Source organism: uncultured Phascolarctobacterium sp., assembly GCF_902463975.1.
Lineage (GTDB): Bacteria > Bacillota > Negativicutes > Acidaminococcales > Acidaminococcaceae > Phascolarctobacterium_A.
This window is the reverse complement of the sequence record NZ_CABQHJ010000045.1, coordinates 1-13,463: the sequence shown is the minus strand read 5'-3', so window position 1 is coordinate 13,463 and position 13,463 is coordinate 1. Positions and strand designations below refer to the sequence as shown.

The following is a 13,463-nucleotide window of genomic DNA, read 5'->3' as shown; positions in this document are numbered from 1 at the left end:
CCCCACTGCTGCCTCCCGTAGGAGTCTGGGCCGTGTCTCAGTCCCAATGTGGCCGTTCATCCTCTCAGACCGGCTACTGATCATCGCCTTGGTAGGCCGTTACCCCACCAACTAGCTAATCAGACGCAGGCCCATCCTCTAGCGATAGCTTATAAATAGAGGCCATCTTTCACAGCATCCTCATGCGAGATTGCTGTCACATTCGGTATTAGCACCCCTTTCGGGATGTTGTCCCCATCTAGAGGGCAGGTTGCCCACGCGTTACTCACCCGTTCGCCACTAAGATTACCGAAGTAATCTCCGTTCGACTTGCATGTGTTAGGCATGCCGCCAGCGTTCGTCCTGAGCCAGGATCAAACTCTCCAATAAAGTTTATTGAAGAACTAATCTAGCTCTTATTATTTAAAAAAGAAGTTATTTGACTTGGTCTTGCGCTTTCGCGCTCGACCCGCACATTCGCTTTTTTCTAGGTTTATGTTCAGTTTTCAAGGTTCAGTGCCTAGCGATTTTGGCTTTTGTTTTGTTGCCGTATCGCGTCGACTTGTATATAATACCACGTGACCTAGGTTATGTCAACACTTTTTTCGGCACTTTTTTAAGATTTTTTCGAGAAACACTAGGATTCGTGGAAAAAGAAACATGCTTGATTATCGCCTTTATCAGCATTAAAAATTCTTCAAAAAATCTCAAAAAAAGTAGCATTTTCAGCTGTTTTTTCCATAAAAACCGCCGAAAATCAGTAAAATTTTTCTTTGCTGCGCAGATTTTTTTCTTAAAATCATATAGGTTTTTTCTTCTATCTTCATTATCCGCAAGCTGCCGATTCAATACATATCCTTCCGGAGCATACTTTTACATACTTTCCTTTAAAATAAATACGCTGAGTTTTCAATAATTCTATGACAAAGTTGTCTGAAAATGCTATAATAAGATGACTTCTATTTGCAGCCTTTGGTATTGGCTGCGCAGTCAATATAATGAAGAAGAGGTAGAAAATGTTTAAAGTACTAAAATTCATTGTCATCAGTGTTGTTTGCCTCATTATAATGGGAGCGTCAGTGCTTTATGGCTTCTCCAGTCTTTTTGCACCTCCTAATATGGATGAAACACTGATTCCGGACGCTGCTTCACAGTTCTACGATATCAATGGTAACGCAATCTATACTACGCTTTCGGAAGAACGCAGAGTACCTGTTACTATTGATAAGATTCCTAAGCATGTGCAGCGTGCCTTTATTGCTATTGAAGATAATCGCTTCTATGAACACGGTGGTATTGACTACCGCGGCACAGCACGTGCTCTGCTTTCTACATTAAGCGGTCACGAAGTACAGGGCGGCAGTACCATTACCCAACAGCTGGCAAAGAATGCTTTCCTTACCCAGGAACGTTCCATCATCCGTAAAATTAAGGAAGCTTTTATTGCCAAGGAACTTGAGCACAAATATACTAAGGATGAAATCCTCACTATGTATCTGAACCAGATTTATTTTGGTCAGGGTGCATACGGTATTGAAAGTGCTTCCATGTATTACTTCAATAAGCATGTTCAGAATCTGGATATCGCTGAAGCTGCTACTCTGGCAGCTATTCCCAAAAGCCCTAACTACTTTAATCCTTTTGAAAATCCGCAGGAAAGTAAAAAACGTCAGGAGCTTGTTATCGACCAGATGGTTAAATACGGTTTTATCTCTGCTGCCGACGGTAATGCTGCCAAAGCAGAAAAGCTTGTCTTCAGCACAACACATAAAACCAATTCCGATCCTCGCTCCTATTTCTTCGATATGATTACCCAAAAGGTTATCGAAGAGGTTGGTGCAGACGCTCTCTATAAGGGCGGTCTTAAGATTTACACCACTTTAGACCCGGATATGCAAAAGGCTGCTGAAAATGCTATGAAGCATCTGCCGGGCTATTATACAGACGGCAAGAAGCTGACTCAGCCGCAAATGGCTCTTGTTGCCGTTGACCCGCATAACGGTTATGTTAAAGCTATGATCGGCGGCCGCGGCCAGGATAAGTTCAACCGTGCTACTCTTGCAGTACGTCAGCCCGGTTCTGCCTTCAAGCCTTTTGTCTATCTGACCGCTATGCAGAACGGTTATTCTCCGGCCAGTGTCATTGAAGATAAGGAAGAAGAATTCTCTCCCGGCTGGAAACCGCAGAACTCCGACAGAGCATGGCATGGTAATGTAAGCCTGCGTACTGCTCTGGTACGTTCTATGAACGTGCCTACCGTTAAGCTGGCCCAAGAGGTTGGTGTAAGCAAAATTATTAACAATGCCGAAAAAATGGGTATTACTACTCTGGTTGATTCCGGCGCTTACAGCGATGCAAACCTCGCTATGGCACTCGGCGGCCTCAGCAAGGGCGTTAATCCCTTGGAAATGGCTGCAGCCTACGGCGTTCTGGCAAGCAATGGTATGTATTGCAAGCCTATTGCTCTGCTGAAGATTGTTGACCGTGAGGGTAAGGTTCTGTACGAAGCTAAGCCTGAACCCAAACGTGTTATTGATGCCGAAGCAGCATACCTGACTACTAATATGCTGCAGGATGTTCTTATCAGCGGCACTGCAGGCGGCATGGGAATCGGCCGTCCGGCAGCAGGTAAAACCGGTACTACCGATACCAACATTGATGCCTGGTTCGTTGGTTACACTCCCGACCTCAGTACTGCCGTATGGGTTGGCGATGATAACAACAAATCTATGAACCGTATGTACGGCAGCGGCGCTCCGCTTTCTATCTGGCATGATTTCATGGTCAACGCTCTGGCCTCTACTCCGCGCACCGGCTTCAGTAATCCGGGCGTAGCTGTTCCGCCGGAACCGGAAATCAAGCAGGATGATAAGGACAAAGATAAAGACAAGGATAAGGATAAAGATAAGGACAAAGACAAGCAGGCTCCCGCTACGGTAACAACTGAAGGCAATGCCAACCAGTCACCTGTAGTAAGCAGCCAGCCCACTAAAAAGAAACGCAGCATGAAGGACCGCGTTAACGAAATCATGGGCAAGCCTGTTGTCAGCAACCAGCCTACTCCGCGTAACTAATTCACTTTTATGGTGGTCACCAAGTGTGGCCACCATTTTTTATTGCTCGAAACTAAGTATATTGTATACATGAATACAGATTTATGCTATAATAATGACAGCTATAAATCAGCTTTAATTAACGAACTATACTAATAAAAGGAGTACTGCCATGGAGAAGAAACCCGTAAAAATAGTTGAAACCGTCCTGCGTGACGGCCACCAGTCTCTTGCTGCCACCAGAATGCGCATCAGCGACATGCTGCCGGCACTGGAACAGCTGGATAACGCCGGCTACTATGCTTTAGAGGCTTGGGGCGGCGCCACCTTTGACTCCTGCCTGCGCTTCCTTAACGAGGATCCCTGGCAACGTCTACGCACGCTCAAAAAGCATCTGCGCAAAACCCCTATTCAAATGCTGCTGCGCGGTCAGAACATTTTGGGCTATAACCATTATGCCGATGACGTTGTACGCGAATTTGTAAACCGTTCTGTTGATAACGGCGTATCCATCATCCGTATTTTCGATGCTCTTAACGATACACGCAACCTGGAATGCGCTATGCGTGCCGCTAAGGAAGCAGGCGCACATGTTCAGGGCTGCATTGTATATACCATCAGCCCCTACCATCAGGACAAGGACTTTGTACAGCTCGGTAAAGAACTGGCACAGATGGGCGCAGATTCCATCTGCATTAAGGATATGGCGGGCCTGCTGCGTCCCTACGCTGCCGAAAGCCTTATCCGCAGCCTGAAGGCGGAGCTTGACCTGCCTATCGACCTGCACACTCACTTCACCAGCGGTATGGGTGATATGACTTACCTGAAGGCTGTTGAAGCCGGTGCGGACATGATTGATACTGCGCTTTCTCCGTTCTCTGAATCTACCAGCCAGCCCTGCACCGAAGCTCTGGTAGCAACGCTGGAAGGCACTCCCTACGATACAGGCATCAACCTTTCCGAGCTTAATGCATTGGCTGACTATTTCAAGGATGTACGCAAGAACCTTATCCACGATTTCAACCTGAACGCCAACATCCCCATCGATCCCAAGGTGCTCACCTTCCAGATTCCGGGCGGTATGCTTTCCAACCTGCTGAACCAGATGAAGGAAATGGGCGTTGCCGACAAATATCCGCAGCTGCTTGAGGAAATGCCGCGCGTGCGTGCCGAGCTCGGTTATCCGCCGCTGGTTACTCCTACCAGCCAGATTGTAGGTTCTATGTCCGTATTGAACGTTGCACTTGGACGCTATAAGATGATTCCCCGCGAGGTTAAGGATTTGATTCTTGGCAAATACGGCCGCACTCCGGGACCGATTGACCCTGAGGTAAAACGCCTTGCCATCGGTGACGCGCCGCAAATCGACCACCGTCCTGCCGACGATATTCCGCCGCAGATGAAAAAGCTGCGTGAAAAGCTGGCTGAAGAGGGCTTCCCTAACGCACCGATTGAAGACGTTTTAAGCTACGCCTCCTTCCCTGAGGTAACTCTTAACTTCCTGCGTCATAGCAACATCGGTATGAAATTCCACGATTTATAAGCACAACGCTAAAGAGCACGCTGAGAAATCAATCTCAGCGTGCTCTCTTTTTATGCAGATATTATTTTACATCCTCCAGATGTTCTTCCTGAAGCTCCTCGTGAATCTTTTCCGGCTCGTGCAAAAGCTGGATGCCGACGCGCACAATACGCATCTTGTCAATCTCCTCTACCGTAAAAGCAGCAGCAGGTGTCTGCACCTTTTGCCCCACCTTAGGCGGATAATCAAGCTGAGAATAAACCCAGCCGCCGATAGTATCACAGTTTTCTGTGTCCAAGGCCAGCTCGAAGGTATCGTTAACATCCTCCAACAGCATTTTGCCGTCTACAGAATAGGTTTTGCTGCCCTTTTCTTCTACCTCCGGACGTTCCTCGTCAAACTCATCCTGAATCTCGCCTACGATTTCCTCCAGAATATCCTCAACGGTAACCATACCTGCGGTACCGCCGTATTCATCAACGAGGATTGCCAGCTGGCTGCGATGCTTCTGCAGAATACGCAGCAGCTTGCTGATAGGCAGTGATTCCGGCACCAGCAGTACCTTACGCGCCAGACTGCGCAAATCAGGACGCTCGCCGGCATTTAAGCTGCGCAGCAAATCCTTGATATGCAAAAAGCCGATAATGTGGTCCTTGTCCTCATCACAGATAGGATAACGCGTCATGCGCTCTTCCAGCGCCGTCTTGATATTATCCTCCCAGGAATCCTCCAGATACAGGCAGATCATATCGGTACGCGGCACCATGATGTCGCTGGCGCGACGGTCGGAAAAGTCAAAGACATTATCCAGATAAGTAAGCTCTGTTTTATCAATATAGCCATGCTTATGGCTTTCTTCCATCAGTATGCGGATTTCATCCTCGTTGTGCGCCTCTTCCGCCTCGCTCGCAGCCTCAACGCCCAATTTGTGCAGCACCCAGTTGGCAACGTGATTGAGGAACCACACCGCAGGATACATCAGCTTATCAAACAAAATCAGCGGAGCTGCCACAAACAGAACAATCTGCTCAGTCTTTTGAATAGACAATGATTTAGGCACCAGCTCACCTAAAACAATATGCAAAGCAGTGATAACACCAAAGCCGACAACAAAGGCTATTGTATGCTCAACCTGCGGCGGCAGCTGCAGCAGATTAAATACAGGATGCATCAGCTTCGCCACCGTCGGCTCGCCAATCCAGCCTAAGCCCAGCGAAGCAATGGTTATGCCCAGCTGCGTAACCGAAAGATATGCATCAAGATGCTCCGTTACCTGCTTAGCGCTTTCTGCCCGCGTATTGCCTTCCTTAATCAGCGCATCAAGACGCGAAGGGCGTACCTTGACGATAGAAAACTCCGAAGCAACGAAAAAGCCGTTCAGCGCCACCAAAAATAAAATCGCTATAACATTAAACAAACATATGAGATAGTCCAAAAATCTCTGTAATCCTGCAGATTGCAGAAAAACAGTTTCACCTCCGTAAAATATATAATATTAACATTATTGTACCATAGTTAGGCCATAAAGCAAAATAATTTTTTGTAAAAAATGTAGCAAAAAAGCCGCCGTATCAGCAAAATTTACATGATACGACGGCTTTAAGCTTTTATTTTATGTTGACTACAGCCTTATGCAAAGATGATGCCTTATACTCAAGCTTTAACTGCTTCAGCGCAACGTTTGCACAGAGTCGGATGCTCAGCGTCCTGACCAACCTCGTCGCTGTAAATCCAGCAACGCTCGCACTTGTGGCCTTCGGCAGCAGCAACGGTAACCTTCAGGTCCTCACGGCCGGTTGCTTCGGCACCTTCGGCAGCGCCTTCAACAACAACTGCCTGAGAAACGATCAGCAGAGTTGCCAGGTCTTTTTCTACGGATTTCAGGATAGCCAGTGCTTCGCCTTCGGCGTGCAGCTCAACCTTAGCGTCCAGAGAGTGACCGATTTGTTTGTTACGACGAGCCAGCTCCAGCACCTTGGTGATTTCGCTGCGGATTTCAATGAAGTTATCCCATTTAGTTTCCAGCTCTTCGTTGATGTATTCTTCCTTAACTTCCGGCCAGGGCAGCATTTGTACGGATTCCGGAGCATTAGCAGGTTTCTTCATGAACTGCCATACTTCTTCCATAGTGAAGCTCAGTACCGGGGACAGCATAACGATGAGATCCATGAGGATTTCATGCATAGCGGTTTGTGCACTGCGACGCTCTTTGCTGTCAGCCTTGTAAGCATACAGACGATCCTTGATGATATCCAGATAGAAGCTGGACATTTCAACGGTGCAGAAGTTGTGGATTGCATGATACAGTACATGGAAATCATAGCTTTCGTAAGCAGCGGTAACTTCCTTCTTCAGCAGCTGCAGATGCATCAGAGCCCATTGGTCAAGCTCCAGCATTTCGTTGAACGGAACAGCATCGGTTTCGTAGTTGAAATCGTTGGTGTTGCCCAGAATGTAACGGATGGTGTTACGGATTTTGCGGTATACCTCAGCCAGCTGCTTCAGGATTTTCGGGGAGATACGGATATCTGCCTTATAATCGGAGGAAGCAGTCCACAGGCGGATGATATCAGCACCGTATTGTTTGATTACGTCCTGCGGAACGATAACGTTACCTACGGATTTGGACATCTTGCGGCCATCGCCGTCAACTACATAACCATGAGTCAGTACGGATTCGTACGGAGCACGGCCTGCAACAGCAACGGAAGTCAGCAGAGAGGACTGGAACCAGCCACGATGCTGGTCACTGCCTTCGAGGTACATAGCAACCGGCCAGGACAGCTCCGGACGTTTTGCAGCAACAGCCATATGAGAGGAACCGCTGTCGAACCATACGTCCATGATATCGCTTTCCTTGTGGAAGTGCTTACCACCGCATTTCGGGCAGACAGTGCCTTCCGGCAGCAGCTCTTCTGCAGTGTGAGCCCACCATGCATCGCTGCCTTCTTTTTCGAACCAGTTAGCAACGGAATCAATGGTAGCTTCGTTAATCAGATGCTCGCCGCAGTTATCGCAGTAGAATACCGGGATAGGAACACCCCATACGCGCTGACGGCTGATGCACCAATCATGACGGTCGCTTACCATGTTATGGATACGCTGTTGGCCCCAGGAAGGAATCCACTGTACATCGTCGATAGATTTCAGTGCTTCATCACGGAAGCCGTCGATAGAAGCGAACCATTGAGAGGTTGCGCGGAAGATAATCGGGTTTTTGCAGCGCCAGCAGTGTGCGTATTGGTGCTTAATGTTTTCTTTACCCAGCAAGCAGTTCAGCTCAGCCAGATATTTCAGTACCGGGATATTAGCGTCGAATACGAACATGCCCTTGAAGCGTTCGCCGGCTTCTTCAGTCAGCTTGCCCTGGGAATCAACAGGGCAGAGAATCGGCAGCTTGTATTTCAGGCCGGTTTCAAAGTCGACATCGCCATGACCGGGAGCGGTATGTACGCAGCCGGTACCGGCTTCGGTAGTTACATAGTCAGCCATAACTACGAGAGAACGGCGGTTGTTGTATTCAGGGAACGGATGCACGCATTCAGCGAATTCCATATCCTTACCAAGAGTAGTGCCAAGGATATTGCTGAGGTCCTTGTGGCAGACAGCGCCAACCTGAGCCAGCAGGTCCTTTGCCATGAAGAGAACTTCGCCTTCGCATTCAACCCAGGCATATTCCAGAGCAGGGTTCAGAGCAACAGCAACGTTCGCCGGCATGGTCCACGGGGTGGTGGTCCAAATTACCATGTAAGCTTTTTTGCCTTTAGCAGCTTCCGGAGTCTGGCCGTTGTCTTTTACCAGCGGCATTTTTACGAAGATAGTCGGAGTTTTTTGTTCGCCGTATTCGATTTCTGCTTCAGCCAGAGCGGTTTCGCAATGCGGGCACCAGTAAACGGTCTTTTTGCCTTTGTAGATATAGCCCTTGTTAGCCATGGTGCCGAATACACGGATCTGCTCAGCTTCAAAGCTGTGATGCAGAGTGATGTACGGGTTTTCCCAATCGCCCAGAACGCCCAGACGTTTGAAGTCTTCGCGTTGGATATCAACCCATTGCAGAGCGAAGTCATGGCATTTGCGGCGCAGAGTCAGCGGATCCAGCTCATTGCGGTTCAGGCCCAGCTCTTTGATAGCAGCGTGCTCAATCGGCATGCCGTGAGTATCCCAGCCGGGAACATACGGGGTATCGAAGCCGCGAGCATATTTGTATTTCATGATGATATCTTTTAAGATTTTGTTCAGGGCATGACCCATGTGGATTTTGCCGTTTGCATACGGAGGGCCGTCATGCAGAACAAATTTCTTGTGGCCTGCATGCAGAGCCTGCTTTTTGCCATAAATATCGTTTTCTTCCCAGAATTTCAGAAAATCAGGTTCGCGTTGCGGCAGACCTGCACGCATAGGGAACTCTGTTTCGGGCAGATTCAGTGTTTTACCATAGTCCATTACTAATAACCTCCAATTTTATTAAACAAAAAATTTAACAATATAAAAAAGCTTCGTCCCTCAGATAAGGGACGAAGCTTTAGACTAACAACGATTAATACGCTTGCGTATCATGCATCATTAACAAACGTGTACTCCGTGGTACCACCCTCATGACGACAGCCTTTGCTGCACGCCACTCGTGTGCGCAATATCGGGCGCTCCCGTATGCAGCTACTCAGGTTCGCCGCATCCGCTCCAAAGTGATTTTCACCTGCTTTACTTCGTCCGGGCTTGCACCATCCCCCGGCTCGCTTAACCTGCGCCGCAAGCTACTGTCTTTTTCATCGCGTTAGCAAATATCAATAAACGCTAATATTATACATTAGACAATGTGATAAGTCAAGGAGTGAAGAGCCCTGCACTGCCAAAATTTTATAATACACATCTTCAGACTTCTTACTGCTAAAGTCATATGTTAACAATCCAATCGAAGAATTATTCTTAATCCTGCTCTGTTAACATAAATTATTTGAACTTCAGTCTTTAACCAAAACGTCACAAACACTCGCTTGCGAAAAATACTTCTTTATGTTATATTATAGGCAAGAAGACAACCGCCTAAGCGGTTCGTGCCAATCCAATCGGCTACGCCTCTTGGGGCACTATCGCATGGCGTGCATGAGCCAATCAGCATTGTCCTACGGACTCGCTTCTTGGATGCACCCGCAACAAGGTGGGTTGCCCGAAAAAAGAGTAGAAAAGCCACTCCGTTACCGGTCAAAGTTCAGGAGTGGTTTTTCTATGTCCGTAACTGTCTTATTACTTTCGGTTCTGAAAAATGAACGTCAGCAACACTACGATAAAAATTCCAAAGGACATTAAGTCCTGAAAACTGAAATATACCATAGACATCACCTCCATTCCTAAGAATTTTGGCAATGCCACCCTGCAACACGGTCGTCTTGCATAGTATTTTATCATACAGAATATAAACATACAACGAACAAGCTGTGAAGTTTGTGTTGTATGTTTTTTGTTTTTACAAAAATCTCCCCAGCCTTACGCAAGCATAAAGCTGGGGAAATAAACAATTTTACCCATTTATTCTTTTCACAACAGTTCCATACATCTGCAAATAAAAATATTGAAATCCACTAGTATCAAGGTCTATGTCCTGACGCATACAAACGACAGCATCTCCACCAAGCATTAGTGCTCTTTTCTTCAGTTCTTGAGTAGCAACAAAAAATGCTTTTTCAAAATCATTCTGACCGACAGAATATTCTCCCCATAAGAACCCCCAATCGCTCCTTCTCTCAGACATTAAAGCACTGTTCTTCATATCTTCAATTTCAGCGCTATACTTATTGACAAGATCACTCAAGGTACTACTAAATAACCCTTTGTTAGAAACCTGAAAATATACGGGGCCAATAATTTCATAATCCTCTTTTAAATCACCAGTCGTAACAATTACGGCATTAACCTTTTGCCGATATTCGGCTGCTCTTTGTTTAGCCTCAGCTGCTCTTTCTTCGGCAGCTTCCTTTGCAGCCTTAGTTTTCATTGCTTCTTTTTTGTAATCAGTATCCCAAAACGGCATATGGATTCCCCCTTGATAAATTATTCATGAGAAGTGTTCATAACTTGAAATTGATACTTTCCCGGTTTATCTGAATACTCATATACATTCACGTAAACTCTATTGCCATTTTTACCACGACCTACTAAATGCAGAACATATTGTGTACGCTTTCCATATGTATTGATTGAAGTTGAAGAACTATCATTATACCACGACTCTAATCTACCTCTTTCAAATCCAGCACTAAGCATAGGACCAAAATGTTCCTTATACTCTTCTGGCGTACATCCTAAATAATTAGCAAATTCTCTCGCCTTTGCTTCTCTTTCTGCAGTTTCAGCGGCTTGTTGAGCTTCCCTAGCCTTAGCTTCTTGTTCAGCCTTGGCATCTGCTAATTTATGTTCAGCCAATTTATCACTATATGTACCAAGAACCTTTCCATTTTCAACTAAATCAAAAGTTCTCATACATTTTTGATTATTATGCGATACATTAACTTTACTAATAGCTCCGTTATCACCAACAAATATCGTAGTAACTCCTTGTTCTCCATCTTGAGATGGAATTCTATAGTAATTTAAATTACTATTTGCATCCGAAAACTCAATCTTATCATCAGCAGGAACTTTTAAACCAATTTTTGTTAAGAATTCCCTATGCTCTTTTGGTATAGAAGTTGTAATTTTCTTATTAACCGTTATCTGTTTGTTAGCCTCTTTCTGTGTATCGCTACTTGTAGCAGTAAAAATTAGACCAATGATTACTAAAGAAGCAAGTACCCCAGTAATAGTTTGTTTTTTTGAAGTTTTCGTTTCTTCTAACTTTACTTTTGGTTTTACCGGTTCTGTACTCTTTTTTATATCAGTCTTAGGAATAGCATCAGTCTCTTTTTTTACTTTCGTTCCGCAATTTTCACAGAATTTAGCATCTGGTTTAAGATTCTCTCCACAAACTTTACAATACATAAACACACTCTCCTATCCTAATAAAATTTTAAGAATAGCTATAACTTTATTATATCATCTTGTCCCCCCCCCCGCAACCAAATATCCATTTGGTTGCGAATTAAAAAATAATAGTGCTCTGTCAAAAGCACTCAACCTAAATTATCAGTTTAACTTATGTTCTAACAAGCCACCTCTCCCTCAATCCTCCCCCTTCGTACTCCACTTCCTCTGCGTCACCCGCGTCAGCTCCTGCAGCAAATACTCCGGTCGCATCTCCAGCACAGCAGCAATTCTCAAAAAAGCAACAAAACTCAAAGACTGCCTGCCATTTTCAATCTTAGTCATCGTCCGTCGCGACACCCCAATCATCCTGGCAAACTCTTCCTGATTTATCCCTGATGCCGTTCTATGCGATCCTATAAGCACTCCCAGTTCAACCAGTTCTGGCAAATAATCCGAATCCACCAGCTCTTCAGAATACAAATTTCTAAGTCTTTTTCTCATACTGTCACCTCAAAATATTACTATTTTGCTAACAGATTATTACAAAAAGACTAGTCAAAACGTTTTTGCGCATTATTATGCTCAAATAAGAAACTTGCTAATCTTCTGTGTTATAATAGGCACATCAAGACTTGATGCAGTACAGCACAGAATTCTGCCATATGCGGTAAAACTACCGCCACAGAAAGGAACTGGACAACATAACAACCAAAAACTGCCCTGAGCAGGAAAATACCGAACAGGTAATCTGCTGCGTGCCGGAAGGCACCGAACCGCAAGACTGCACGGAGGAAAAAACAACCTTCACTCTCACAGAATTCAAGGAGCTGGTTCACAGCGCCCAAAATAGTGACCGCGAGGCCATCAACACATTATGCAACGCCTTTAAGCCCTTAATCTACAAAGAGGCCTATCGCTACGAAGTGCGTGAAGCCTTGGGCGAGGACGCAATCAATACTGCCTGGTTAATCTTTTTAGAGCAAATCAAGAAGTATAAGGATCGCGACTTCGGGCATCTGCCAGGACTATTGCAGTACCATGTCCATTACGGACTGCTGCATAAGTTTACGCGTGGAAAATCTGTCAAGGATTGTTATTATCTGGACGCAGAGGAAGAAGGCGAAGAAACGCAGATTGCTGACAAGAAGAATGATATTGACGAGCTGATGCATAATCAGCTATTGTCTGATACGATGCGTAAGCTCACTAAAGAGCAATTTACTGCTGTCAATGAGCTTGTTCTGCAGGATGTTGATTACAAAATATTTTGCGATAAGCATAAGTGCAGTGTGAAAACTGCTTACAAGCATCGTGCTAACGGTCTAAAAAAATTAAAAGCAATAATTGCTTAATCCGCTAAGCGTTCCGCCCTACTATGGGCAGGACGCTTTTTTACTGTGCGGATGTAAAAACAAGAGTGTCCAGTTTTTGGGGTTTCACCAAAAGAGAACTGTCCAAAAAAAGAGCAATGTCAAGTAAATGGGATTCAACCTTTTCTTTTGTCAAGGAACATGGATTCAGCTTTTTCTTTTTGTCAAGAGTTGGGAAAATTTCTTTTTTTATTGTCAAGGATTTAGGAAACCTCCTTTTTTCAGTGTCAAGACTTTGGAAAATCTCTCTTTTGGACTGTCAAGTACTATGGGTACAGTATAGACTTGGGCTGCACCTACGCTCTACTTCTACCGTACTTTACGTCTAACCTCTAGGTATTACTCTAAAGAACAAGGTTACTACTAGCTTACGCTAGTAGTTTTTATCACAGCCAAAAGAAATAAAGACAGAAAGAAAAAATTATAAAAAAGAAAGAGAGAAAAAAGAAAACTCATTATACTAATGGCTAAAAATGCTAAAATTTTCACCCCCCTGTGCAAATTTTTTTAGAAAAATATTTTTTAAAATTTTTTTAACTGAGGGGGTGAAAAAATCGCAAAAAAAAGCCATTAGTATAG

General features: G+C 45.1%; 9 protein-coding genes and 1 rRNA gene. 3 read left to right on the top strand and 7 right to left on the bottom strand.

What is annotated here, in order from left to right:
* Positions 1-369 (bottom strand): 16S ribosomal RNA (locus RDW05_RS11090); the annotation flags it as partial.
* Positions 370-995: 626 nt separating this feature from the next.
* Between RDW05_RS11090 and RDW05_RS11085 the strand changes: the two genes are divergently transcribed.
* Positions 996-3,053 (top strand): penicillin-binding protein 1A, encoded by a 2,058-nt coding sequence (locus RDW05_RS11085; protein WP_307979086.1) that lies wholly within the window; start codon positions 996-998, stop codon positions 3,051-3,053.
* 151 nt (positions 3,054-3,204) lie between these two features.
* A complete protein-coding gene (locus RDW05_RS11080) occupies positions 3,205-4,575 on the top strand; it encodes a pyruvate carboxylase subunit B (RefSeq protein WP_293811194.1) in 1,371 nt (456 codons plus the stop codon).
* A gap of 61 nt (positions 4,576-4,636) precedes the next feature.
* Here RDW05_RS11080 and RDW05_RS11075 read toward each other — a convergent pair whose 3' ends face one another.
* From RDW05_RS11075 to RDW05_RS11055, 5 genes are all read right to left on the bottom strand, one after another.
* Positions 4,637-5,971, bottom strand: coding sequence for a hemolysin family protein (locus RDW05_RS11075; protein WP_009145997.1), 1,335 nt, complete (start codon positions 5,969-5,971; stop codon positions 4,637-4,639).
* A 236-nt stretch (positions 5,972-6,207) separates the two neighbouring features.
* Positions 6,208-8,997 (bottom strand): isoleucine--tRNA ligase, encoded by a 2,790-nt coding sequence (gene ileS, locus RDW05_RS11070; RefSeq protein ID WP_307979084.1) that lies wholly within the window; start codon positions 8,995-8,997, stop codon positions 6,208-6,210.
* A gap of 1,075 nt (positions 8,998-10,072) precedes the next feature.
* Positions 10,073-10,582: a hypothetical protein gene (locus RDW05_RS11065; protein ID WP_307979083.1), complete on the bottom strand. Its 510-nt coding sequence runs from the start codon at positions 10,580-10,582 to the stop codon at positions 10,073-10,075.
* A 20-nt stretch (positions 10,583-10,602) separates the two neighbouring features.
* Positions 10,603-11,529 carry a zinc-ribbon domain-containing protein gene (locus RDW05_RS11060; protein ID WP_307979081.1) on the bottom strand — a complete coding sequence of 309 codons (927 nt, stop codon included), beginning with the start codon at positions 11,527-11,529 and terminating at the stop codon, positions 10,603-10,605.
* Between the two features lie 180 nt (positions 11,530-11,709).
* The gene (locus RDW05_RS11055) at positions 11,710-12,015 is read right to left on the bottom strand and encodes a helix-turn-helix transcriptional regulator (protein ID WP_210684105.1); all 306 of its coding nucleotides are present in this window, start codon (positions 12,013-12,015) and stop codon (positions 11,710-11,712) included.
* A gap of 254 nt (positions 12,016-12,269) precedes the next feature.
* Here RDW05_RS11055 and RDW05_RS11050 point away from each other — a divergent pair, with 254 nt between their 5' ends.
* Positions 12,270-12,866 (top strand): sigma-70 family RNA polymerase sigma factor, encoded by a 597-nt coding sequence (locus tag RDW05_RS11050; protein ID WP_307979079.1) that lies wholly within the window; start codon positions 12,270-12,272, stop codon positions 12,864-12,866.
* Positions 12,867-12,906: 40 nt separating this feature from the next.
* Here RDW05_RS11050 and RDW05_RS11045 read toward each other — a convergent pair whose 3' ends face one another.
* Positions 12,907-13,083, bottom strand: a complete 177-nt coding sequence (locus RDW05_RS11045) for a hypothetical protein (RefSeq protein ID WP_307979078.1) — start codon at positions 13,081-13,083, stop codon at positions 12,907-12,909.
* Positions 13,084-13,463: the final 380 nt, after the last annotated feature.